Source organism: Christiangramia sediminicola, from assembly GCF_031344135.1.
Taxonomy (GTDB): domain Bacteria; phylum Bacteroidota; class Bacteroidia; order Flavobacteriales; family Flavobacteriaceae; genus Christiangramia; species Christiangramia sediminicola.
The window spans coordinates 499,347-523,673 of sequence record NZ_JAVJIU010000001.1; the positions used below are offsets into that span (position 1 = coordinate 499,347).

The 24,327-nt window shown below is 36.8% G+C and carries 24 protein-coding genes; 5 read left to right on the plus strand and 19 right to left on the minus strand.

Going from position 1 to position 24,327, the window contains the following annotated elements:
* The first annotated feature begins 19 nt into the window (after positions 1 to 19).
* Entirely contained in the window at positions 20 to 1,150 is a 1,131-nt protein-coding gene (locus RE431_RS02335) for a DegT/DnrJ/EryC1/StrS family aminotransferase (RefSeq protein WP_309560346.1), read from the plus strand.
* A 50-nt stretch (positions 1,151 to 1,200) separates the two neighbouring features.
* On the opposite strand, the gene RE431_RS02340 is transcribed toward RE431_RS02335, so the two are convergent.
* The gene (locus tag RE431_RS02340) at positions 1,201 to 3,564 is read right to left on the minus strand and encodes a hypothetical protein (protein WP_309560347.1); all 2,364 of its coding nucleotides are present in this window, start codon (positions 3,562 to 3,564) and stop codon (positions 1,201 to 1,203) included.
* A gap of 177 nt (positions 3,565 to 3,741) precedes the next feature.
* On the opposite strand from RE431_RS02340, the gene RE431_RS02345 reads away from it, so the two are divergent.
* Positions 3,742 to 5,025 carry a metal-dependent hydrolase family protein gene (locus RE431_RS02345; protein WP_309560348.1) on the plus strand — a complete coding sequence of 428 codons (1,284 nt, stop codon included), beginning with the start codon at positions 3,742 to 3,744 and terminating at the stop codon, positions 5,023 to 5,025.
* Positions 5,026 to 5,077: 52 nt separating this feature from the next.
* On the opposite strand, the gene RE431_RS02350 is transcribed toward RE431_RS02345, so the two are convergent.
* The 6 genes from RE431_RS02350 to RE431_RS02375 form a co-directional block, all read right to left on the minus strand.
* Complete coding sequence (locus tag RE431_RS02350; RefSeq protein WP_309560349.1) at positions 5,078 to 7,453, minus strand: hypothetical protein; 2,376 nt, start codon at positions 7,451 to 7,453, stop codon at positions 5,078 to 5,080.
* Between the two features lie 174 nt (positions 7,454 to 7,627).
* Positions 7,628 to 8,509 carry an ACP S-malonyltransferase gene (gene fabD, locus RE431_RS02355; protein WP_309560350.1) on the minus strand — a complete coding sequence of 294 codons (882 nt, stop codon included), beginning with the start codon at positions 8,507 to 8,509 and terminating at the stop codon, positions 7,628 to 7,630.
* Positions 8,510 to 8,600: 91 nt separating this feature from the next.
* Positions 8,601 to 9,101 (minus strand): pyridoxamine 5'-phosphate oxidase family protein, encoded by a 501-nt coding sequence (locus tag RE431_RS02360; RefSeq protein ID WP_309560351.1) that lies wholly within the window; start codon positions 9,099 to 9,101, stop codon positions 8,601 to 8,603.
* 99 nt (positions 9,102 to 9,200) lie between these two features.
* Positions 9,201 to 10,061 carry a fructosamine kinase family protein gene (locus tag RE431_RS02365; RefSeq protein WP_309560352.1) on the minus strand — a complete coding sequence of 287 codons (861 nt, stop codon included), beginning with the start codon at positions 10,059 to 10,061 and terminating at the stop codon, positions 9,201 to 9,203.
* Positions 10,048 to 10,530 carry a dihydrofolate reductase gene (locus RE431_RS02370; protein ID WP_309560353.1) on the minus strand — a complete coding sequence of 161 codons (483 nt, stop codon included), beginning with the start codon at positions 10,528 to 10,530 and terminating at the stop codon, positions 10,048 to 10,050. Before RE431_RS02370 ends, RE431_RS02365 begins: the two co-directional genes overlap by 14 nt.
* 6 nt (positions 10,531 to 10,536) lie before the next feature.
* Positions 10,537 to 11,004 (minus strand): 2TM domain-containing protein, encoded by a 468-nt coding sequence (locus RE431_RS02375; RefSeq protein WP_309560354.1) that lies wholly within the window; start codon positions 11,002 to 11,004, stop codon positions 10,537 to 10,539.
* 63 nt (positions 11,005 to 11,067) lie between these two features.
* Between RE431_RS02375 and RE431_RS02380 the strand changes: the two genes are divergently transcribed.
* Both RE431_RS02380 and RE431_RS02385 read left to right on the plus strand, forming a co-directional pair.
* A complete protein-coding gene (locus tag RE431_RS02380; RefSeq protein WP_309560355.1) occupies positions 11,068 to 12,144 on the plus strand; it encodes an aminotransferase class V-fold PLP-dependent enzyme in 1,077 nt (358 codons plus the stop codon).
* 194 nt (positions 12,145 to 12,338) lie between these two features.
* Positions 12,339 to 12,629, plus strand: coding sequence for an isoamylase early set domain-containing protein (locus RE431_RS02385; protein ID WP_309560356.1), 291 nt, complete (start codon positions 12,339 to 12,341; stop codon positions 12,627 to 12,629).
* Between the two features lie 3 nt (positions 12,630 to 12,632).
* Here the strand turns inward: RE431_RS02385 and RE431_RS02390 are convergent, their stop codons facing one another.
* The 12 genes from RE431_RS02390 to RE431_RS02445 all read right to left on the minus strand — a co-directional run bounded on the left by RE431_RS02390 (position 12,633) and on the right by RE431_RS02445 (position 23,014).
* Positions 12,633 to 12,914 carry a DUF427 domain-containing protein gene (locus RE431_RS02390; protein WP_309560357.1) on the minus strand — a complete coding sequence of 94 codons (282 nt, stop codon included), beginning with the start codon at positions 12,912 to 12,914 and terminating at the stop codon, positions 12,633 to 12,635.
* Positions 12,915 to 12,932: 18 nt separating this feature from the next.
* Positions 12,933 to 13,901 (minus strand): L-histidine N(alpha)-methyltransferase, encoded by a 969-nt coding sequence (locus RE431_RS02395; RefSeq protein ID WP_309560358.1) that lies wholly within the window; start codon positions 13,899 to 13,901, stop codon positions 12,933 to 12,935.
* Positions 13,902 to 13,907: 6 nt separating this feature from the next.
* Positions 13,908 to 15,071: an ergothioneine biosynthesis protein EgtB gene (egtB, locus tag RE431_RS02400; RefSeq protein ID WP_309560627.1), complete on the minus strand. Its 1,164-nt coding sequence runs from the start codon at positions 15,069 to 15,071 to the stop codon at positions 13,908 to 13,910.
* 90 nt (positions 15,072 to 15,161) lie between these two features.
* Complete coding sequence (locus RE431_RS02405; protein WP_309560359.1) at positions 15,162 to 15,935, minus strand: energy transducer TonB; 774 nt, start codon at positions 15,933 to 15,935, stop codon at positions 15,162 to 15,164.
* A gap of 1 nt (position 15,936) precedes the next feature.
* Positions 15,937 to 16,347 carry an energy transducer TonB gene (locus RE431_RS02410; protein ID WP_309560360.1) on the minus strand — a complete coding sequence of 137 codons (411 nt, stop codon included), beginning with the start codon at positions 16,345 to 16,347 and terminating at the stop codon, positions 15,937 to 15,939.
* Positions 16,348 to 16,365: 18 nt separating this feature from the next.
* Positions 16,366 to 16,743, minus strand: coding sequence for an energy transducer TonB (locus tag RE431_RS02415; protein ID WP_309560361.1), 378 nt, complete (start codon positions 16,741 to 16,743; stop codon positions 16,366 to 16,368).
* Positions 16,744 to 16,771: 28 nt separating this feature from the next.
* Positions 16,772 to 17,596, minus strand: a complete 825-nt coding sequence (locus RE431_RS02420) for a thymidylate synthase (RefSeq protein WP_309560362.1) — start codon at positions 17,594 to 17,596, stop codon at positions 16,772 to 16,774.
* A gap of 117 nt (positions 17,597 to 17,713) precedes the next feature.
* Positions 17,714 to 18,688, minus strand: coding sequence for a YihY/virulence factor BrkB family protein (locus RE431_RS02425; RefSeq protein WP_309560363.1), 975 nt, complete (start codon positions 18,686 to 18,688; stop codon positions 17,714 to 17,716).
* Between the two features lie 135 nt (positions 18,689 to 18,823).
* Entirely contained in the window at positions 18,824 to 20,530 is a 1,707-nt protein-coding gene (locus RE431_RS02430; protein WP_309560364.1) for a NupC/NupG family nucleoside CNT transporter, read from the minus strand.
* Between the two features lie 6 nt (positions 20,531 to 20,536).
* Positions 20,537 to 21,163 carry a bifunctional nuclease family protein gene (locus RE431_RS02435; RefSeq protein ID WP_309560365.1) on the minus strand — a complete coding sequence of 209 codons (627 nt, stop codon included), beginning with the start codon at positions 21,161 to 21,163 and terminating at the stop codon, positions 20,537 to 20,539.
* A gap of 85 nt (positions 21,164 to 21,248) precedes the next feature.
* Entirely contained in the window at positions 21,249 to 22,217 is a 969-nt protein-coding gene (locus RE431_RS02440) for an electron transfer flavoprotein subunit alpha/FixB family protein (protein ID WP_309560366.1), read from the minus strand.
* 50 nt (positions 22,218 to 22,267) lie between these two features.
* Entirely contained in the window at positions 22,268 to 23,014 is a 747-nt protein-coding gene (locus RE431_RS02445; protein ID WP_309560367.1) for an electron transfer flavoprotein subunit beta/FixA family protein, read from the minus strand.
* Positions 23,015 to 23,322: 308 nt separating this feature from the next.
* Here RE431_RS02445 and RE431_RS02450 point away from each other — a divergent pair, with 308 nt between their 5' ends.
* Entirely contained in the window at positions 23,323 to 24,300 is a 978-nt protein-coding gene (locus RE431_RS02450; protein ID WP_309560368.1) for a pyruvate dehydrogenase complex E1 component subunit beta, read from the plus strand.
* Positions 24,301 to 24,327: the final 27 nt, after the last annotated feature.

Below are 24,327 nucleotides of genomic sequence, written 5' to 3' on the forward strand. Positions count from 1 at the left end.
GACCTGAAAAATATTGTAGATGAAAAAGATTCAAATGGTTGACCTTAAAGGTCAATACGAAGGTATAAAGAATGAAGTAAATCAAGGGATGCAGGAGATATTGGAAGAAACATCCTTTATCAACGGGCCGCATGTTCATGCATTTCAGAAGGAATTAGAATATTATCTTGGGGTAAAGCATGTAATTCCATGTGCCAATGGAACAGATGCGCTTCAGATCGCTATGATGGGACTGGGATTAAAACCTGGAGATGAAGTAATCACTGCCGATTTTACATTTGCTGCGACGGTAGAAGTGATTGCCTTGCTACAGTTAACTCCGGTGCTTGTAGATGTAGATCCTGAAACTTTTAATATAGATCCTGAAGAGATTAAAAAAGCGATCACCCCAAACACCAAGGCAATAGTTCCGGTTCATCTTTTCGGACAAACCGCGAATATGGATGCGATCATGGAGATTGCCAAAGAACATGATCTCTATGTAATAGAGGATAATGCGCAGGCAATAGGTGCAGATTATCATTCAAAAAACGAAGAGCCTAGAAAAGCTGGTACCATTGGAGATGTTGCTGCTACTTCCTTCTTTCCATCTAAAAATCTTGGTTGTTATGGAGATGGTGGAGCGATCTTCACCAATAATGATGAATTGGCCCATACCATCCGCGGAATTGTAAATCATGGAATGTATGAGCGTTATCATCATGATGTGGTTGGAGTGAATTCAAGATTAGATAGTTTTCAAGCTGCGGTGCTGAGGGCTAAACTGAAAAATCTGGATATTTATAATGAAGCCAGGAAAGAAGCCGCTTTAAAATATTCCAATGCATTTCATGGAAATGAGCATATTCAAACTCCTGTAAGAACAGGAGATTGTGATACCCATGTTTACCATCAGTATACTTTAAAGATCAGGAATGGTAAAAGAGACGCTCTGGCAAAGCATCTACAGGATAGAGGAATTCCTTTCGGTATCTATTATCCAATTCCGCTTCATCGTCAAAAAGCATATCTAGATGAAAGATATAAAGAGGAAGATTTTACTGTGACCAACCAGTTGGTGCAGGAAGTTATCTCTTTACCAATGCATACTGAGCTGGAAGACGACCAGATCAAACATATAACAGATACAATTATTGATTTTCTGAAGTAATTCAGAACTTATATTAAATTAGGAACCCGGCTAAATGCCGGGTTTTTTTATTATAGATCCATATCGATACGTTGGGAGATCAATTTTCCATCACCAGTGATCCCTTCCACATAAAAGCTGATCATCTTTGTTGTAGTATTTAATATTTTAAAAGTTTCATCGCTTTTATCTTTTGAAAAATAAACAAGTGGCTGCCAGTCTATTATTCCGTAATTCTCGAATAAACTGGAAGTATAGGAACCATATTTTGGATTATAATATTCTTTGGCCAGACTGAATCCATTTTTCGCTTTTAACTTGAAAGTGGTTTCCTCATTATATTTATTCTCGGTCTCATAATTCTTGCGTGTTTGAATGCGAATAACTCCGCCACCGCCATTACCCTGGCTTGGTTGTAAAAGTCCTATTCCTGAATTATTAATAGAAATTGCCGAAATATTTTCAGTCATAAGATTTGATAATCGTCCAGAATCGTCTCCAAGTTCCATTCCGTCTAGATAGATCCTAGCAGGTGTACATCCTCCTAAACCAGTTGCTCTTTTACAAACCATTACGCCAGATATTGAAGATCTAACGGTGAAACCTCTAGACCTTATATAATCCAGGACGAGTGCAAAAGAAGACCTCATATTATCATCAACAATTTTCACATCTGTCATGGGTGTTCGCTTCATAAATGGATCTAAGTCTACTTCTTCAACTCTTTTCTTTTTAACATTTATAGTTAGGGTATCCAGTTGTGTTGTATTTCTGGTGAAATTTCTGAAATCACCGGCATCACTAGCAGAAAATTCGGTATCATCGTAAAACCAATCAGCACCTGTTGTTTCTATTGATAAATTACTTTCTCTAGGTAGAATTTTCGCAAATAAAACTGGTTTTGTTACATTATTTCTCTTGTTCAATAGGCCAATTGAAATTTCTGAATCTTTTAAAACAAAAAGACTGTCCATTTTAAAACTTCCATTTTTCTGGATGTCCAGAACTTCAAAAAGACCTGAATCGGTAGATTTTATAAGGATCTTATTAGAATCGTCAAAATCGCTTTGAATTCTACCTTCAATACTGTACCCAATATTTGATGAAGCTATAGGCGCATTTGATTCAAAAGTATTTTCCCAGTCATATTTACTCCAGCCTTGAGAAAGAAAAAGCAGATCCAGATCGTATAACCTTTCTCTTTCGTTCATTTCAGTATCAAAATAATATGCCGGTTGCTCCACCAGGCCATTTACATACGGCTTTATAAATGCGGTATAGAAAATATTTTGCTGATTTCCGTATGCTATTGTTGAAGCAGGTAAGGTAGAAATACTAAAAAGTGCTGCAGTTTTATCCTTTAAAGAGATTTTAACCTGAAGCGAATCACCCGAATTATCAGTGATTTCCAGATTTATATTCGATCTAAAATCTCTATTATTGAATACAATTCTTTCTGCAATGGGCTTTAGATTTTCGTCAAATAAAGTTGCTCTATGCGTTCCCGGAATCAATGAATCTTTTTCAATGGCAATATTAACCTGTAGCTGATTTTCAGGAAAATGAAATTCATAGAACTTTATTTCCCCACGATCTTCAACACCTAAGAAATACTTATTATTCCGAATGTTCTCATTGGTGATCTGGTTAGTTTTTGCTGAAAATATAATTTGGCCCTGAAGTGAATTAGCACTTAGGGTGATTCCATTTCTTTCAATTTCAGGAAGTTTAGCCGAGTACTTTTGTACTTTATTTGGAATTACTACCGAGTATTCAACATCTTTTTTTGGAATAATAGGAAATTTAGCGAGACCGAATTTATTAGAACTGAAATTTGTAAGTGTATCCTGATTTTCATCTACAAGGTAAGCTTCAGAGAAATATATTCCCTGACCTTTCGAATCTATCAATTTAACGGCAACAGAATTTAAAATATCTTCAACCAAATGCCCTCCCTCAGGCAAAAGCTGGAGATCATAGTCCAGTTCTTTCGTATTTATATTTTTTTGAGTTGGTCCTAAAATTTCAATCGCTTGTGAAAAATAATTTATTTTAGAATCGGTGTAAGCTACCAGGAGATATTCGCCACTTCTGAATTTTTTATCAGATAATTCAATCATACCTTCAGCATGTCCCAAAGAAGATAAATAAGTTTTTGACTCAAGTATATTTCCATTTCGGTTTAATATCTGAATATGAATTTTCTGATCGCCTGAAACAGGCCTTAAAGTTTTGTGATTGAAGGCATACGAAGAAAACCACAGATCTTCTCCCGGAAGGAACTTGGTTTTAGATAAATGAAGGAATAAGGACTTTTGATTTTCTATATCTTTTATCGAATACTTATTCTGAAGATTTTGCAGATTTTGATTTTTCTGGGAAAACATGCTAAAGCAAAAAATCAAAGCAACTCCCAGGAAGTAGTTTTTAGTCAAAATTTTAGAAGTTTAAGTCTCAGGTAGGGCAAGACGGTTAGGCTTGAAAAATCACAATTTTTATACCAAAATCCTTGTAAATTCTGAGGCTTTTATAGAAATGCCTTAGGAACTTTAAAAAATCAACCCTAAAAACCTTTATATTAACGGTTCTAATTTGAATGTAACTAACTATCTATGAAAAAATTACTAAGTCTCGTTTCAATCATTCTTCTCTCATTAAATCTTACCGCACAGGATACTTATATTCATGCAGGTAAACTGGTAGATACTAAAAATGGAAAAGTTCTAAAAGAACAAACAATCATAATTTCAGGGAATAAGATTAAGGAAGTTCGAAAAGGATATTCAGATCCTGCGAATCCTGATGATAAGGTGATCAACCTTAAAAATAAAACGGTGCTTCCTGGGCTAACCGATATGCATGTGCACCTTGAAAGTGAAACTAACCCAAGTAAATATCTTCAGAGATTTACCAATAATCCTGCTGATGATGCTTTTAGTTCTATAGGTTTTGCTGAAAAAACCTTGATGGCAGGTTTTACAACTGTAAGAGATCTTGGTGGTTCTGGAGTGAATATCGCTCTTCGCGATGCTATTAATAAAGGCAAGGTTTCCGGACCAAGAATTTTTACAGCTGGGAAATCTCTGGCGACTACCGGAGGACATGCAGATCCAACCAACGGAATGAATAATAGTATGGTAGGGGATCCTGGACCAAAAGAAGGTGTAGTGAATAGTGTGGAAGATGCCAGAAAAGCGGTGAGACAACGTTATAAAAATGGAGCCGATCTTATTAAGATCACTGCGACAGGTGGAGTTCTAAGTGTGGCAAAAAGTAGCTCTAATCCGCAATTTTTTGATGAAGAGATCGAAGAGATCGTGAAAACGGCAAAAGATTACGGCTATCATGTTGCTGCTCATGCTCATGGAGATGAAGGTATGCAACGTGCCGTAAGGGCTGGTGTTCTAACTATTGAACACGGGACTTTAATGAGCGAGGAAACCATGGATCTTATGAAAGAAAAAGGAGCTTACCTGGTGCCCACGATCACGGCTGGTAAAGAGGTTACTGAAAAGGCGGAGATTGAAAATTATTATCCGGAACTGGTAGTACCAAAAGCTAAAGAGATAGGTCCTAAGATCCAGAATACTTTTTCAAAAGCTTACAAAAGGGGAGTGCCTATCGCTTTTGGAACAGATGCTGGTGTTTTTAAGCATGGAGAGAATGCTAAGGAGTTTGGATTCATGGTAGAAGCAGGAATGCCCGAAATGGAAGCTTTGCAGGTTGCGACCCTTGTTCCGGCAAAAATTCTGAATATGGAAAATGAAAGTGGACAGGCAGCAAAAGGATTTTATGCAGATATCATTGCCGTAGATGAAGATCCAACTCAGAATATCAAAACATTGGAGAATGTTGTTTTCGTAATGAAGGAAGGAAAAGTATATAAATCAGAGTAAGTATAGACTTATAATAAATGAAAAGCCCGGTTAGTAACCGGGCTTTTTAATATTATCGATTTAACGATAGTTCTTCGGAGATCAATTTACCATCGGGAGTGATTCCCTGGATATAAATTTTCAATTCGTCTTGCAAAGTGTTTAAAACAGATAAATTTACTGGCTCCCCCTGTCCAGTATTAATTTCCGGGAACCAGCCAATCACACCATATTCTTCAAAAATCCAATTGTTATAAGAATCATATTTCGGCGCATAGAATTTTTTATAAGGTTGATATCCGTTTTTGACGGTAACTTTTGCCACTGAATTATCCTTGCTTCCAAATCTTTCAGCTCCAGTTTTAGTTTTTATTCGAATAACTCCTCCACCTTGATTGAAACCTCCAAAGCCCGCGGTTGGAGCCCTATTAATGTAGATAGATTTTACTTCAGAAGTTAGCAAGGTTGCTAAAATATTCAGATCATCGCGTAGTCTGGCTCCATTTAAGAATATTTGGGGAGTTGGAAATGGTCCGTCATTTATTATTCTACTAGGCATTCTGGCGGTAATTTCAACACCTGCAGGTGTTCTTCTTACCATGAAAAACTTCTTTTGAATGAGATCTGTAATATACAGGTTAGAACGAGCAATATTCTCATCTATTTCAATATAATCTGAGCTAGCTCCCGTTGTTGGGGCTATAAGAAAATCTTTTTTCCTATCGGACTTTTTAATACCATTGATATTAACTGTATCCAGAACTTCAGCATCGGAGATGAAGTCCTGAGGTATCTCCTTTGTTTGTACTTGGTTATCTTTAAAGAATGCAATTTTTTTATCCAGGTTGCTTTTATTTTTTGCGGGAGTTATATTTAGAGAGATAGAAGGTTTCTGAATTTTCCCTTTACGATCTCTTATAATTCCAATTGCAATTTCAGTGCTATCTTCTATAAAGACATTTTCTAGGGCAAAACTTTTGTCCTCTTCTAATTCAAGAATCTCCATCACCCCAGATTTTTCATTTCTGATAAAAACCTGATTTTTATTTTTAATATTTTCAAATACTTTTCCATCGATATTAAACCCCTGAACTAATTCTGGTTGGTTCAAATTATTTTTTGAAGAATCCTTCCAGCTGTATTTACTCCAACCCTGGGTTAATAAAAGTAAGTCCAGATCAAAATTTCTCCTTCTTTCAGAGATACTATTGGAAAAATAGTAAGAACCATTTTCAATTTCTCCCTTTAAATAAGGCTCAAGTAGAAATTTGGAAAGAATATTATTCTGAGCATTATAGGCTTTAGTTTTACCTGGTAATATAGAAACAGATAAGCTTGAAACTTGATTTTCCAGACCTGAAAGTTGTAAACCTAGAGAATCGCCTTTTGTTTGGGTTGTTTCAGCAGAAATCGAAACTCTTTTAGTGTCGTAGTCGTTGAAAATAAGTCTTTCAAGGATTGGCTCAAAGGTTTCATTAAATACAGTAATCGTATTTACACCGCTAAATAAAGAGTCTTTTTTCAGCTGAAAATTAGCAGTCAAGCTTTCTTCAGGAAATTTAAATGCATAGGTCTTTATTTTTCCATTTTTAGTTAATCCAAGATAGAAAGTATTATCCTTGATATCTGGATATGTACTTTCATTAGTTAGTAAACTAAGGCGAACGTCTTTAGAAGATATGGTTGAAGCAAGACTAATACCTGTTGTTTCAGCCCTTTCGATTGGGCTTTTTACCTGGTCTCCATTTTTCATGTTAATTACAACCTTATAACCGTCCATGGGTTTAGGCTGAATATTGAAACTGGCCATTCCAAATCTATTTGAATTGAAACGACTTATGGTATCGTTGTCATTATTTAGAACATAACCTTTATCAAATTCTACCCCTTTTCCATGATTGTTGAGCAACTTTACACCAACAGTATTCATCACATTCGCAAGAAGATGCCCACCTTCCGGTAATAATTGTAAATCATAATTAAGTTGTGGTTGAGGTTTAGGTGTTTTTTTTGAGCCTAATATGGTGAAAGTACCGGTGTAGCTGTGATTATCTTCAAAACTATCTATATAACTTGTAGAAGCACGGATGATATAATTACCCGGTTTAAATTTTTGATCTTTCAGTTGTAAATAGCCTGAAGCCTTCCCAGACCATGTGTACAATACTTTAGAATCTAGAAATTTACCATCCTCATTAAAAATGCTGATATTCAGATTTGTAGTTTCACTATCTGGTCGCCCGGTTTTAAGATCATAAATATAGCCTGCGAACCATAGGCTTTCCTTCTCTAGAACAAGATTTTTATTAAGATGAAGAAATACAGTCTTAGCGTTGTTTGAAAGATTTTCGGAATAATTGTTCTGAAATTCTTTTAGTTTCGGGTTAATTTGGGCGACACTAAGCATACTGGCGAATATGAGCATACTCAGGATGGTAGTTTTTTTCAAAATGGTTAGTTTTTTGATTAATAATGATGCTCGATATAGGGAAAGAACAATTTAATTGAAAAAAAGTGCTCAAACTCTATGCCGATATGTTAAAAAATTAAATTCCGTTTAATATTATTCAAATAATAAAGGCTTCCTATATGGAAGCCTTTATCTTAAATACCTGAAATTCATTTAGATGGATGCGGAAGAGGTTTCCATTCCTCGATCTATTTTCTTAACTAACCCTTGCAAAACTTTACCTGGGCCAACTTCAATAAATTCTGAAGCACCGTCTTTAATCATATTTTGAACTGATTGAGTCCATTTCACCGGAGCAGTTAATTGAAATACAAGATTCTTTTTAATTTCTGCCGGATCATTTACAGCAAATGTACTTACGTTTTGATATACCGGACAAATTGGATTATTGAATGTTGAATTTTCTATAGCCGCAGCTAAATCTTTTCTCGCTGGTTCCATTAATGGAGAATGAAATGCACCTCCAACCGGTAGGATCATCGCTCTTCTCGCTCCTCTTTCTTTAAGGTTTTCGCAAGCTCTTTCCACAGCATCGTAGGCACCAGAGATCACTAATTGTCCAGGGCAATTGTAATTCGCAGCTACTACGATTCCTTCGGTTTCTGAACATACAGATTCTACTAATTCATCTTCAAGACCTAAAACAGCAGCCATGGTAGATGGTTCCAATTCACAAGCTTTTTGCATTGCCTGTGCTCTCTGGGAAACCAGTTTTAATCCTTCTTCAAAGCTCAAGACTCCGTTAGCCACCAGCGCAGAGAATTCTCCTAATGAGTGACCCGCAACCATATCTGGCTTAAAACTATCCCCTAATACCTTACTTAATATTACCGAATGTAGGAAGACAGCAGGTTGAGTAACTTTGGTTTCTTTAAGGTCTTCAGCAGAACCTTCGAACATTATATCTGTAATGGAAAATCCAAGAATTTCGTTTGCCTGGTTGAACAGTTCCTGAGCTTCGGGAGATTTTTCATAAAGATCCAATCCCATTCCCGAAAACTGGGCTCCCTGGCCGGGAAATACATATGCTTTCATAAATATTGGTTTAGATGAACAAAAATAGGTATAAATAAAAAGACCTCACAACAAAGATTCGTTATGAGGTCTCTTCCGACAAATACAGCTTTTATAGCTCTAATTTTCCTTTTTCTCCAATATCCTGGTTGTTTCCGCTAACCGCTGCCATTCCTAATTTGAACATGGTTACCATTTTATTGTCTTTGTTATCCCAATAATAGGCTTCTTTAGGATTAACCTTTATAGCAGTTACACTTGGATCATCTTCGCCATCAAACCAAGCATTATCAGCCTTGGAATATAATTCCTTGATCACATCTCTGTTTGTTTCAATGAAAGCTTCCCCATATACGCTTAAAAACTCCATGTCTGAAGTTCCGCTGTATAATAATTGTACATCGCTATCCTTCTCAATATTTCTATTGTGTTCGCTATCATTCTTACTCAGGAACCATACTGCTCCATGATCGTCAACCTGTTTGGTAGACATTGGTACAGCACTCAATGGTTTCTCGTCCATATTAGTAACCAGCATACAGAAATCTACATCTTCTGCCAGTTCCTTGATCTTTTCTCTTGCCTTATCGTCATACAAATTTTTAGTACTCATAGTCAATTTTTTAGTTTGATATGAAGATACTTTAGAATGTATGGTTGATGCGCTAATGAAGTCCTAAAAAAAGAATAGCTCCTGTTAAGAATTGTAAAATCAGCTGTATTTACGAATGATTGAAGTCACCTGAGATTTATAACCTGCCCCAAAAATGTTCAAATGAACCAGCAGATAATACAATTGCCATAATGGTATTCTTTCCTGCCAGTTTCCCTGAAGAGGATAGGTTTCCATATAAACTTCAAACAGGCTTTCGTTGAAACCGCCGAAGAGTTTCATCATTCCCAGATCCATCTCACGCGGAGCATAGGCAACTGCAGGGTCTATTAGGCAAGGTTGTCCAATTGAATTGGTAATGAAATTTCCGTTCCAGAGATCCCCATGTACGAGGGACGCCGGTTCATTTGGAATCAATTGCTCCAAATTCTTATAAAAACTAGCCGGGATCTTTAAATCGAATCCTTTTCTTTCGGCCATTTCTATTTGCGGCTGTAAGCGCATTTCGATATAAAATTCTGCGGCAGAAGTTCTGGTTTCATTGTATTGAGGAAGACTTCCAATATAATTGTCTTTTTCATACCCGAATTCTTCTGAAGTGTTAAGATGCAATTGAGCCATTTGCTCCCCGAACAAATCCCAGAAATTTCCAGTCTTTGAGGCAGATTCTTTGAATTCAAGGATTAGGTAGGATTTTGAGACTGAAATGCCAGTCTTGAAAGTTTCCGGAATATCTATAGCTTTGGTTTCTCGTAGTTTTTCCAGACCTGATTTCTCAGCATCAAACATGCCTGGAAATCTTTTGTGGTCATTTAGTTTAACCACGAATTTGCCGGAATTTGTTTCTATCAGAAAAACTTCATTAATATCTCCACCGGTCAGAGCTGAGAGACCCGTTAGCTTTTCTCCAAAGTCTGTTGCGATCTCATGTAATATTTCCTTCGTATTATTTGCGATCATAGGTTAGGTAGGTAAAGGAATAATCGTGCTTTTCATCTTTTTCATGAAATTCTTCCTTTACAAGTTTCCACTTTCTTTCATCTATTTCAGGGAAATGAGTATCTGCTTCAAATTCACCATGCACTCTTGTAAGTTCAATTCTTTCAGCATGATCCATACCCATTTTATAGATCTCACCGCCGCCAATAATAAAAGCCTGATCATCTAATTTCGAAACTCTAATAGCTTCTTCTAGAGATCCAACCACGATGGTATTGTCTGGATTATAATCTTTCTGCCTTGTGATGATCACATGAGTCCTGTTAGGTAATAATTTCGGGAAAGATTCAAAAGTCTTTCGACCCATGATGATGTAATGTCCAGATGTAAGAAGTTTGAACCTTTTAAAATCGTCTGGCAGGTGCCACACAAGGTCATTGTCTTTTCCTAAAGCATTATTTTCTGCTGCAGCAGCGATCATTGTAAGCATGTATTCTTAGCTGTTTATAGGTCTTTCTGGATCTTCCGGACTTATTTTCCTGGAATTATCTGTTTTTTCAACATTGATATTCGCCTTGGTTCTTTCTTGTAAAGGATGATCTTTTTCCACCTGTTCCTGAAGTTTGGCAATTCTGGCCTTTTGCTTTTTCACCAGTTTGTCCACCTGTTTAGTTTCCCATTCTTTTCCCATGAAACTGTTTACTATAAAAACATTAAAGAAATGGATTAGGAATAATAAGGTCCAGAGTAAAACTGCCCAAACGAACCAATTATAACCAAGTGGTTTAAAATCTTCCTGGTAGCCAATCACTACATTAAGTACAATAAGGAATACCGCACCAATTAGAAATACTACAAAATGCTGAAAAAGACGCTTTTTTTGTTTCGCCCTGGTTCTTGCATTTTCGTAAAGCTCGCGCTGTTCGTAATCTACTTCTGAAGTGTTTTTCTTTTTAGAAAACATAATAACAGTTACATTAGTGTAGTTTCAAATTTACATTTTTATAAAAAGAACTTCCAAAGGCTTATGGATAATTTAAGAAAAGGCTTCCCGGTATTAGAACAATATACTTATTTAAACACGGCGGCCTCCGGACTTTTACATGAAAGAGTTTGGGAATTCAGGCAGGATCATGATATGGATTTTTTGATCCAGGGTAGCATATTAAAAGAAAAAATGGGGGAGATGCTTACCGAAGTGAGGGAGCGTCTGGGAGAATTTATGAAATGTGCACCAAATCGAGTCGCTTTAATTCCTAATTTCTCGTATGGCTTCAATTCGGTTTTGGAAAGTCTTGATAAACCTAAAAAAGCGCTGTTAATTAAGAACGATTATCCATCTATTAACTGGCCGGTTGAGTCCAGAAATTTTGAGGTTGTATATGCTGAATTGAATGAAAAGTTGGAAGATAATATCATTGAGCAGATAGAAAAGGAAAAACCTTATTTTTTTGCTTTTAGCATCGTACAGTATATAAACGGTGTCAAGCTTAGCATTGAATTTTTAAAACAACTAAAGGAGCGTTTCCCTGATCTTATCCTGATCGCTGATGGCACACAATACTTCGGAACAGAACAATTCAATTTTGATACTACAGGGATTGATGTTGTAATTAGCAGCTGCTATAAATGGATGAATGCGGGTTATGGTAACGGATTCATGCTTTTTAATGAAAGTATCCAGGGGAAATTATCTCCTAAGCATCTTGGTTTCGGATCCTTGCAGGGAAAGTACAAGGCTCATGAAGGTAACTTTATTGGTAAATTTGAACCCGGTCATTACGATACTCTCAATTTCGGAAGTCTCAAAACTGCGGTGGATCTTATAGAACAAAAGGGTATTGAAAATATCAGTAAACAGATAGATCATTTAAAGAAGATCGCCAGGGATAGGTTTGCAAGTGCGGGATTGCTTGAAAAATGGACTTTAGGTCGTGATGATTTTTCTTCCCTTTTCAATATTAAAGGAGATGAAAAGCTTTTTAATAATTTAAGAGAAGAAGGGATTATTACTTCTCAAAGGGGTGATGGTATAAGAATTAGTCTTCACTACTTCAATTCAGATCAGGATCTGGATAAACTTTTCAGAGTTTTGAAAATTTAGCATCGTTCTCGCATTGATTTTAGGCGAAATAATTTGATAAAAAATCTATTATATCGTTTGCGTATTTTCAACTTCATTAAAAATTTCAGAATAAATTTTCATATTCGAAAAAGTGACTTTAATGCACTGATTTATATTGTTTTATAGGTGTTTATTATTTTAATTTGAAGTGTAAAACCTGTAATTCAAATAGCATGTCTATAACTAAACAATATCTAAAATCGAAGCCGGAATGTAAGATCACATTTTGTCTTCCTGCCAAAGAGGCGACTAAAGTTGAGGTTGCCGGAGATTTTAATGACTGGAGTTTAACGGAACTTAAAAAATACAAAAACGGAAAATTCATAGGTCAGTTTACATTACCAGTTGATAATGAATATCAGTTTAAATATATCGTAGATGGCGAATGGGTTAATGATGCTGAAGCTGATGATTATAAATGGAACGATTTTGCAGCTTCAGATAATAGTGTAGTGATCGTTTAAGTATTATTCGGTCACTTTTACCCCTTTCCAGAAAGCCACATGATTTTCAATTGGCTTTGCTGCGTAACTGGCTTCAGGATAATACCAGGCTGCATTTTCGTTGGTCTGCCCATTAACTTCAATATGATAATAAGAGGCTTTTCCTTTCCAGGGACATCTTGAATGTTCGTTACTGGATTTGAAGTACTCCTTCTTTATATCCTCCTGAGGAAAATAATGGTTGTTTTCAACGATTTTGGTATTGTTGCTTTCAGCTATTATCGTGTCATTCCAGACAGCTTTCATGCTTAATAGATTTAGAAGTTACTTTCTTCTAAAGATATAATTTTTATAGCAGTCTTCCTTATCGCCAAAGGATTTCTCAACCTTTAAGCCGGCTTCATCGGCTAGCCAGTGCACGATAGAATCGTCATACTTTTGAGATATTTCGGTGTGGATACTTTCCCAGGCATCAAAATTTATATCTAATCCCAGTTTCTTGATTTTCACAGTTTGCTTCTCTTTGCTTACAAGAAAACTTTTGGCTGTTCCGGTTTCCGGATCGTAGGATTCCCAATGAAGAAACTTATCGGTATCAAAATCTCCTTCGAGTTCACGATTTATCCTTACTAGTAGATTTTTGTTGAACTCTTCTGTTATTCCAGCGGGATCATTATAAGCATCAAGTATGGTCTGAGGATTTTTCTTTTGATCAAATCCCATAAACAACATATCATCTTCACTCATCGCCTGCGCAATATTTTCAAGAAATTCAACCGCTTCCTTATGAGAAAGATTACCAATATTACTTCCAAGGAAAATGATGACCTTCTTACGAGTATTATATTCTGAAAGCTTTTCCAGCGTTTTAAAATAAGTCCCTTCCTGAATGTTGACATTTACTTCTGGGATCTCTTTTTTCAATGACTCTTCAAGCTCCTCAAGAACATTTCGGCTAATATCGATCGGGAGATAGTCGAAATGAAATTTTTTCGAGATCAGTTCTTTCAGTAAGATCTTGGTTTTTTTACCATCACCAGCACCAAGTTCAATTAGATCGAACCCGGAATCACTACTGAAAGATTTTGATATGCTTTCTGCATTCAGTTTCAGAATATCATATTCACAGGAAGTGAGATAATATTCTGGCATTTCCATGATCTTCTGAAAAAGCTTATCTCCATTCTTATCATATATATATTTAGATAGTAAATATTTTGGATAGGTGGTTAAACCTTTATAGGTATCTTCAGCAAAGGCCGTTTCAAACATTGTTTCCGTTGGGTTTTTCATAAAATTTTATTTGACCAGTCTGAAGCCTGTAAACTGCCATCTCAGCTGTGGATGAAAAAAGTTTCTGTATGTAAACCTGGTATGGTTACGGGAGGTTGCAACAGATCCTCCTCTTAATACTTTTTGATTTACCATAAATTTACCATTGTACTCACCAAGGGCTCCTTCTGGTTTTTTATAATCAGGGTATGGGGAATAAGCGCTTTCGGTCCATTCCCATCGGCTTCCCCAGGCGAATTGTTCCTGAGCCGTTTCCCATTCTTCTTCCGTGGGAAGTCGCATCTCTTTCCATTGCGCATAAGCGAAAGCCTCGTAATACGAAATATGCGTTACCGGTGCTTTTAGATCAAGTCTTTTAAGTCCGTTTAAAGTATATTGATGCCAGTTTCCATCTATCTTATGCCAGTAGGAGGGAGCATCGATCTTGTTTGTTTCTAGCCAGTCCCATGCTTCGGCATGCCAGAGAAGAACGTCACTATATCCTCCGGCTTCTATAAATTCAATAAATTCCTGGTTTGTAACCAGCTTATTAGAAATGCTGAAGTCGCATAAATACTTTTTATGTACTCCCTTTTCATTATCATAACAGAAATCATCGGTCTTATGACCTATCTTATATATACCTTCGGAAACATCTATCCATTCTCTGTCAAAATCTTCGATTAGATTCTCCTGAAAATCATCGTTATATTTAGGGAAAAGAGGATTGTTGCCTAGTATATACTTGATGTCTGCATATAGCAATTCCTGGTGTTGCTTTTCATGATGACAACCAATTTCCACAACCTCCAGAGCTTCTTTATCAAGTTCGGTTTCCTGAAGGAGTTTCAGCATTTCCTTGGTAACATATTCTCTAAACTTATAAATCCATGCCACTGTAGGACGTGAAAGGTTACCGCGGTTTGTCCTGATCACTTTTTCGCCTACACTTTCATAATAACTATTGAACACATAAGCTGTATTCTCGTCAAAAAGCTGATGATCCTTAGCATATTTTTTTAAAACGAACTCTTCAAAAAACCAGGTGGTATGGCCTAAGTGCCATTTTGGTGGAGAAACATTTTCCACCGGCTGCACAACATAATCTTCTGTTTCAAGAAAAGAACAAATCTTTTCCGAATCCAGCCTAGTCTCTTTAAAAAGTTGAATTAGTTCTTTTTGTGAAAGCATAAAAAAAGAGTGATACTTTAGGGTATCACTCAAATTTACAATTTTTTGAAAATGACTTTGCTAATCAGTCGTTAAGGTGGAGTTAAAGTATCAACGGCTGCTCCTGCCAATAACTATAGGTAATTGAAAACTCACCTTAACTGGCTTACCATTATAAATTGCTGGTTCCATCTTATTAATCTCTTTTACAACTCTAATAGCTTCATTATTCATAATTTCGTTATCTCCAGTGGCTTTAATATTCTTGATTTCGCCGCTTTCGTCGATTACAAAACTTATGTTAGTTCGAAAAATGTTCTGACTTCCCCTTAAATTCAATACTAATCTGGTGTCAAAATGTGAATTGACATATCTGGAAACTGATTCAGTGAAACATTTAGTTTTATTCGATGCTTTTTTGCAGTTTAGTGGAATTGGAGGAGTGTCAACCAAATTAAATTCCATTATATCAGTTACTCTATTTAATAAAATTTGAATGTTGGTCATTACATTCATAGGATCTCCATCCTGGTAACCTGGCTTTAACTGTGGAAGAGATTGCAGAATGCGTTCTGCCTCCTTTTTGACAACGGGATTTTCTGTTTGAACAGAAGACCATCTCAATTTCCCATTGGTGCCAATGATTAATTTAAAATTAATCGCTGGACTAGCAATAGAATCAGGTATTGCCTCATAATCAAAATTATTTTTTATAAAATTGATCAGGGATTTTTTAGAGCAATTATCTGAAGAATCTGCATTTTCACAGCCAGAAAAAATGGGAGGTGATTGAACGTCCTCCCATGAAATTAAATTATTTGATTCTTGAGATCTAGCTATTGTAATACTTAAAATTAAAAGTAAAAATACACTAAATTCTCTCATTCTAGAATGTTAAAGGAATGGTGTATTTAATAGCTTTTGCTTTACCTCCGAGCTTACCAGGGGTCATGGTTGGAATAGATTCCATAAGCCTTTTAGCTTCCTTTTTTAGCTCAGGGTATTTACTATCTACAGAATTTACTACCACATTTCCTTCTTCATTCACTTCCATTTTCACGATCGCTTTTCCGCGAATCCATTCACCTTTAGAATTTTTAGAATATTTGATATTTTCTTTAATGTGCTGCATTAGCATCTTATTAAAGCAGGCTTTGGTATCTGAACTATCTTCACAACCGGTCCATACTGGAGCTGTCTCTTTCATGGTTACCGAATTACCTTTTACACTAACGTCATCCTGTGCAAAAGTGCTAAGGCCTGTAAACATCAATGCGATAATGAATAATTTTTTCATAGTATTTTTTAGTTTTAATTAGAAATTGAAGGGAACCGTAAAAGTTCTGGAATCGGCTTCACCATTAAGAGTTCCCGGTTGCATTTTTGGGATCTCCATGATCATTTCCTTTGCTGCCTGTTTAACTTTAGGTTCATCACCTTCTATAGAGTTTACAACAACCTCGCCATTCTCATCTATAGCAAATGAAATAGTTACCTTTCCTCTAATATATTCTCCAGCATCATTTTGAGGATATTCATAATTCTCACTCACATGTTGAGATAGCTTCTGGTTAAAACATTTTTTTACATCTTCGCTGTTTTCGCAACCCGGCCAAACAGGTGATGTTTGCTGAGCATTAGAAAGGGCAACGCCTCCAAGTAAAAAACATGTAATAACAATTAACTTCTTCATAATAATTTAAAAATTTTATAAGGTTAAACTAGATCGCGACCTTGGCCTTAATGCCAGGATACGGATCGTAATTCTCCAATATAAAATCTTCAAACTTAAAATCAAAAATATCTTTTACCTCTGGGTTTATCTTCATGTTTGGAAGAGGCCGTGGGTCACGACTTAATTGAAGCTCTACCTGTTCCATATGATTACTGTAAATATGAGCATCCCCAAAGGTATGAACAAAATCACCCGGCTCATAACCACAAACCTGAGCCATCATTATGGTTAATAAAGCATAAGAAGCAATGTTAAAAGGTACGCCTAAAAAGATATCCGCGCTTCTTTGATATAACTGGCAGGAAAGCTTTCCATCGGCCACATAAAACTGAAAAAAGGCATGGCAGGGTGGAAGTGCAGCTTTGCCATTTGCGACATTTTCTGAAAATGAAACTGAAGTATCTGGTAAAACTGAAGGATTCCAGGCAGAAACCAGCATTCTCCTGCTATTCGGGTTATTTTTTAATGTATGAACAATCTCTTTTATCTGATCTATTTCCTCACTGTTCCAGTTTCTCCATTGATGACCGTAGACAGGACCCAAATCACCATTCTCATCGGCCCATTCGTTCCAGATGCGTACACCGTTTTCTTTTAAATAGTCAATATTAGTATCTCCTTTCAGAAACCATAAAAGCTCATAGATTATAGACTTCAGATGTAATTTTTTTGTGGTAACCATAGGAAAGCCTTTGCTGAGGTCAAATCTCATCTGGTAACCAAATACACTTTTTGTTCCCGTACCGGTACGGTCTCCTTTCTGCGCGCCGTGTTCCAGAACATGATTCAGAAGGTCGTGGTATTGTTTCATAGGAGCATATTTTTATCGGAAATACTTCAGGTTTAATTCCAATAAAAATAACAAAATGAGTAAAAAACAGGGCTGAATTTTAAATGGAATAGGGAAGAGTTATCAACTTAGTATCAACTAATCTTTACTTTCATCTACTGCACAATGATCTGCATGCCAGGCATTACGTTCGCCCATGGGCTTTTCAGCTCCTATGGTAGTGTCATAACGCGTCTGGTGTTCCATTTCAGAATTGATCTCAGCTCCCATTAAAACGATAAAAGCTGTTAGGAATAACCATAGCATGAGAATTGCTACGGCCGCAAAACTTCCGTAAAGATCATCATAACTACCAAAATTACTTACATACCAAGAAAAGGCCATAGATCCTGCAAGCCACAATCCTGTTCCTAGAAATGCGCCCCAGCTAACCCATCTAAATCGTGGACTTCTTCTATTTGGTGCGATCTTATAAACCATACTCAAAGTAGAGATAAGTATTAGTCCCAGAATGACCCATCTAAACCAGGTTAAAACATCTTCAATTTCTTTGGTAAAACCTATCTTATCTATTAGCAGTGGAAAAAAGATCACTATTAATAAGCTTATCAGGCCTAATACCAGTCCGCATAAGGTAAAAAGAAGGGTTATTAGGTTTTTTTTGAAAATATTCCTGCTTTCAATTTCATCGTAAGCGATATTAACTCCCTGAAATAAAGCATTTGTGCCTTTGTTTGCACTCCAGATACTAATTAAAATACTTACCACTAATCCCCATCCAATCTCTTTGCGAGTTTGTTGAATTACCGGATTCAAAATATCGCTAATCATTCCGAAGGCCTTTTCTGGAAGGATAAGGTTTAGTCGGGATATCTGGTCCTGGATCTGCGAAGGCTCTAGTACCAAACTGTAAATTGAAATTGCCGCAACAATGGTTGGAAAAATGGAAAGAAAAAAATAGAAAGCAACTCCGGCAGAAACGATCTGCACATGATCAACTTTCATTTCGTGCCATACACGTTTACCAATATCTATCCAGCCTTTCAAAGGAATATGATGGGGCCACTGGGCTTCTTCACCGCGATATACAGATTTGGTCTTTTCTTCACTCATTTTCTACAGCCAGATTTGCTTGTGGTCTAATCACAATATTTAATTTTAGACCGACAGGCAATTTAGAGTTTATAACTCACCTGAAAGAAAATGAAATTAGAAAGTTTTCTAAAAACTAAGATTGTTTTTTATGGGTTATCCGATGATCATTCCTGCGATAGTTGCAGAAAGTAAAGATGCTAAAGTTCCACCAATTAGAGCCTTCATTCCGAATTCAGAAAGTGTTTTCCTCTGTCCCGGGGCTAGTGATCCAATCCCTCCAATCTGGATTCCTATAGAAGCAAAATTGGCGAATCCACATAGCATATAAGTAGCCATAATCACAGATTTCTCATAATTCAGGCTTAAAGCATTTGCTGGATTCTTAAGATCTGCGAGCTGAACATATCCTACAAATTCACTAGCAGCAAGCTTTATTCCTAGCAATTGCCCCATAAGCATCATGTCTTCCTTGGCAACACCAATTAACCACATAAGTGGCGCGAAGATGATTCCCAGAATAGATTCCAGAGAGAACTTAGAATAAGGCGTGTATTCAGCCATTAGGCTGTTCAAGGTTGTAAGGCCGCCAATATATCCTAAAATATAATTGATCATAGCAATGAATGCAATAAAAACAAGTAGCATCGCTGCTACGTTTGCAGCAAGTTTCAAACCTTCTGTCGTACCATTGGCAATGGCATCCAGAATATTTGAACCGATTTTCTCCGAAGAAACTTCTACATCTGTATTTACAGATTCCTGTTGCGGATAAAGAATTTTTGAAATTACTATTGCTCCCGGTGCAGCCATAACAGATGCAGCCAGAAGGTGTTTCGCAAATTGTAATCTAAGTTCAGGGTCATCTCCACCTAAAAATCCAATATAGGCAGCGAGTACACCACCAGCAACGGTAGCCATTCCTCCCACCATTACAAGCAAGATCTCAGACCTGGTCATTCTTTCAAGATATGCCTTGATCATTAAGGGTGCTTCGGTTTGTCCCAGGAAAATATTACCTGCAACGCTTAAGCTTTCAGGTCCTGAAATACCCAATAATTTGGTTAAAACCCAGGCCATTCCTTTTACTACTATCTGGATCACTCCAAGGTAGAAAAGTACCGATGTTAGGGCTGAAAAGAATATAATTGTTGGTAAAACCTGGAATAGGAATATGAATCCAAAACTATCCACATCCATCATTCCACCAAGTAGAAACTCACTTCCAGCGGCGGTAAAGTCAAGAATAAGTACGAAGATATTTCCAACGAATTCAAATACTTTCTGTACTACGGTGATCTTTAAAACACCAATAGCTAGTAATAATTGTGCTGCCAGGCCAATACCAACAGTTTTCCAGTTTACGGCTCTTTTATTGCTGCTAAAAAGGAATGCGATAAAGATCAAAGCGAACATACCAATAACACCTCTCGTAATACTTGACGTGCTTATCCCGGCGCTTGGGATCATTTCCTTCGCGGTTTCAGCAGGTATCACTTCTGAAGCTTCCTGATCCTGTGCATTCAAACTGAATTCTGATCTACCAGAAGTGACGATCATATTCGAATCTGTAAGTTCAGAAATTCTTAAATTTTGAATGGTGTCTTTTGGGCTATTATAGAAAAGAACCAGTAGTTTGTTCTGATACAGGTAGTCACCTGTAGCCAGAGTATCACCATCTTTTTCAGCCAGGAAGTTAAACTGACCTTCTTTGAAATTTAATTGTTTTGCTCCGCCAAATGCAGTTTCCTGACTAATGCTGTCTGCCGATGTGTCGAGTTGCCAGGATTTAGAAATTGTTTGTGAGGAAGCTGATGTAATAGAAAATACGATCAGGATGAGGCAACACCAGATTTTATTCATTTCGGGTTATTTTCTTTTGGAAATTTCGTCCCTTAAGCGGGCGGCTTTTTCGTAATCTTCGTGACTAACAGCCTGTGCAAGCATTTCTTTTAGTTCTTCCAGAGACATTTTTTTATAATCTGTAGAATCATCAGATTTTAATTCAATTTCCTCTTTCAGAAGTTCTTCCTCAATGATTTCTTCCTCTTCTTTTTCGTCCTGCTCACGCTGCTTCTCTTCAGCCTTCAGGTAAATCCCGGCTTTATCGAGAATGTTTTTGTAAGTGAATATTGGAGCATCAAATCTTAGTGCTAATGCTATAGCATCGCTGGTTCTGGCATCAATGATTTCCTCGATCCCGTCTCTCTCACAGATGAGGCTCGAATAAAACACACCATCTACCAGTTTATGAATAATTACCTGCTTAACGACGATTGCAAATCTGTCTGAAAAGTTCTTGAAAAGGTCGTGGGTAAGAGGTCTTGGAGGTTTTATCTCTTTCTCTAAGGCTATTGCAATTGATTGTGCTTCAAATGCCCCGATCACAATAGGCAACTTGCGTTCACCCCCAACTTCGTTGAGAATCAATGCGTAAGCTCCGTTTTGTGTTTGACTATAAGATATTCCCTTGATATTCAGTCGCACTAAACTCATACTTCAGTAAAATTAAAAAGGCTGTCTAAAATAAGGACATTTACCAAATTTAGACAGCCCCTTTATGGCTCGCAATTTATGAAAATTATGCGTTTTTCTCTTTAAATTCCTTCAATTTTTCATTTAGCTTAGGTACAACTTCAAAGGCGTCTCCAACTACTCCGTAGTCTGCAGCTTTAAAGAAAGGCGCTTCTGGATCGTTATTGATCACGACCTTAGTTTTAGCGGCATTGATACCTGCCAGGTGCTGTATAGCTCCAGAAATACCAATAGCAATATAAAGGTTAGATGCAACAGGTTTTCCTGTTTGCCCAACGTGTTCGCTGTGCGGTCTCCATCCCATATCACTTACCGGCTTAGAGCAAGCAGTAGCAGCTCCAAGAATATCAGCCATTTCTTCTACCATTCCCCAGTTTTCAGGTCCCTTGAGTCCTCTACCACCAGATACTACAACTTCTGCATCTGCGATAGTTACTTTATCTGTTGCCTTATCTACTGACTCTACATTTACTGAAAAATCTTCTTCAGAAAGGCTTGGATTGAAATCTTCTGCTGTTGCAGCTCCTTCAGACTCTTTTAGTCCGTAAGCATTCTTGGAAAGACCAAGAACTTTTATGTCTGTAGAGATCTTTGTGATATTGAAAGCTTTATTTGTAAAAGCTGTTCTTTTCACCGTAAATGGATCTGTACTTTCTGGTAATTCAACTACGTTCGAAGCGTATCCTGCTTCCAGTTGTACTGCCAATAGTGGCGCTAAGTATTTACTATTTGCGCTCTGGCTAAGAACTACAACTTTACTTCCTTCGCTTTCTGCTGCCTGTTTAACGGCATCTGAATAAGCTTCAGCGTTAAAGTTCTTTAATTTATCATTCTTTACATTCAGAACTTTTTCTACACCATATTTTCCAAGTTCAGAAACATCTTCTGCGTTAAAAGCGATTGCGGTAACAGATGTCCCCATCTTATCAGCCACTCCTTTGGCATAAGAAGCAACTTCATAAGAAGCTTTCTTGAATTTTCCTTCTTCTGATTCTATATATACTAAAACTGACATTTTCTTTTGATTTTAAATTTTGAAATTCCTTTTGATCCGTATTTATATGATTAGATCGCCTTAGCTTCGTTGTGAAGCAGATCGATCAATTCATCAAGGTTTTCTGGATCAATAAGTTTTACATCTCCCTTAGGAGCTGGTTTTTCAAATTTCACAGCTTCGGTTTTCACTGAAGTATCTGCAGGTTCTACCACATTTAGAGGTTTCTTACGCGCTTGCATAATTCCTCTCATATTAGGAATTCTAAGATCACTTTCCTCTACCAGTCCTTTCTGTCCACCAATAACCAATGGAAGGGATGTAGATAAAGTCTCTTTACCACCATCTATCTCACGAATTGCTTTTGCCTTGTCGTTTTCAATCTCTAAACTGATACAGTTATTGATGAAATTTGCTTTGATGATCTGTGCTAACATTCCAGGAACCATTCCTCCATTATAGTCAATAGATTCTCTACCCGCTATTACTAGATCGTATCCACCATCATTTACAACTTTAGCAAGTTCTTTCGCAACCTGAAATCCATCAGTTGCAGGAGTATTCACTCTAATTGCGCTGTCTGCACCAATTGCTAATGCTTTTCTAAGCGTAGGTTCAGTTTCAGCACCACCAACGTTCACAACATCTACGCTCGCGCCTTGCTTCTCTTTAAACCACATCGCTCTAGTAAGACCAAATTCATCATTAGGGTTAATTACGAATTGAACACCATTAGTGTCAAATTTGGTGTCTCCATCAGTGAAATTGATTTTCGATGTAGTGTCAGGCACGTGACTAATACATACTAAGATTTTCATATATAAGTTTCTTTTTTTTAATAAAACGTTTTCGTTGACGAAGGTAAGTATTTTTAATCAAAAAAAGCTATGCATGCATAATAAATTTAATATAAAATATAACGTGTATTTTAAGTGATTTTTAGAATTTGTTCAACTCTACTGTGGATAATTCATAATAATGTCTAAAATTTTGAGATATCTTATTTATGAATTTTTAGAGTGATGGAGAATAAAAGACTTACGAAAATTTTAATCAGCAAATATGGTATATACCTTTATGAATTACTATTTTTGCTGTGCAGGAATAAAAAATAAGATATTATATAATGAGGACAATTCAATTTAGAGAAGCCGTTGCAGAGGCGATGAGCGAAGAAATGCGTCTGGATGACAGCATCTATTTAATGGGAGAGGAAGTTGCTGAATATAATGGAGCTTACAAGGCTTCTAAAGGAATGCTAGACGAATTTGGTCCTGATAGAGTTATAGATACTCCAATTGCTGAACTTGGTTTTGCTGGTATTGGAGTTGGATCTGCAATGAACGGTAACAGACCTATTATTGAATTCATGACTTTCAACTTCTCTCTAGTTGGAATTGACCAGATCATTAATAACGCTGCTAAGATGAGACAGATGAGCGGTGGACAATTCAATATTCCAATCGTATTTCGTGGGCCTACAGGTTCTGCAGGTCAGTTAGGGGCGACTCACTCACAAGCTTTTGAAAGCTGGTATGCAAATACTCCTGGTTTAAAAGTGATCGTACCTTCTAACCCTTACGACGCGAAAGGACTTTTAAAATCGGCTATTCGTGATAACGATCCTGTTATCTTTATGGAAAGTGAGCAGATGTATGGTGATAAAGGTGAAGTGCCGGAAGAGGAATACCTAATTGAAATAGGTAAAGCTGATATTAAGAGAGAAGGAACAGATGTGACCATCGTTTCTTTCGGTAAGATTATTAAAGAAGCATATAAAGCAGCAGAACAACTTGCTGAAGAAGATATTTCCTGCGAGATCATAGATCTTAGAACGGTTCGTCCTATGGATCATGATGCTATCCTGGAATCAGTGAAGAAAACAAACAGATTAGTGATCCTTGAAGAAGCATGGCCTTTTGGAAATGTTGCTACTGAGATTACATATCAGGTGCAATCTAAAGCATTCGATTACCTGGATGCTCCGATTGTAAAACTGAATACGGCCGATACTCCGGCTCCATATTCACCGGGTCTTCTTAAAGAATGGCTCCCTAATAGTGAAGATGTTGTTAAAGCTGTGAAAAAGGTAATGTATAAGTAACCTTAATCAACTTATCTTTGAAACTTC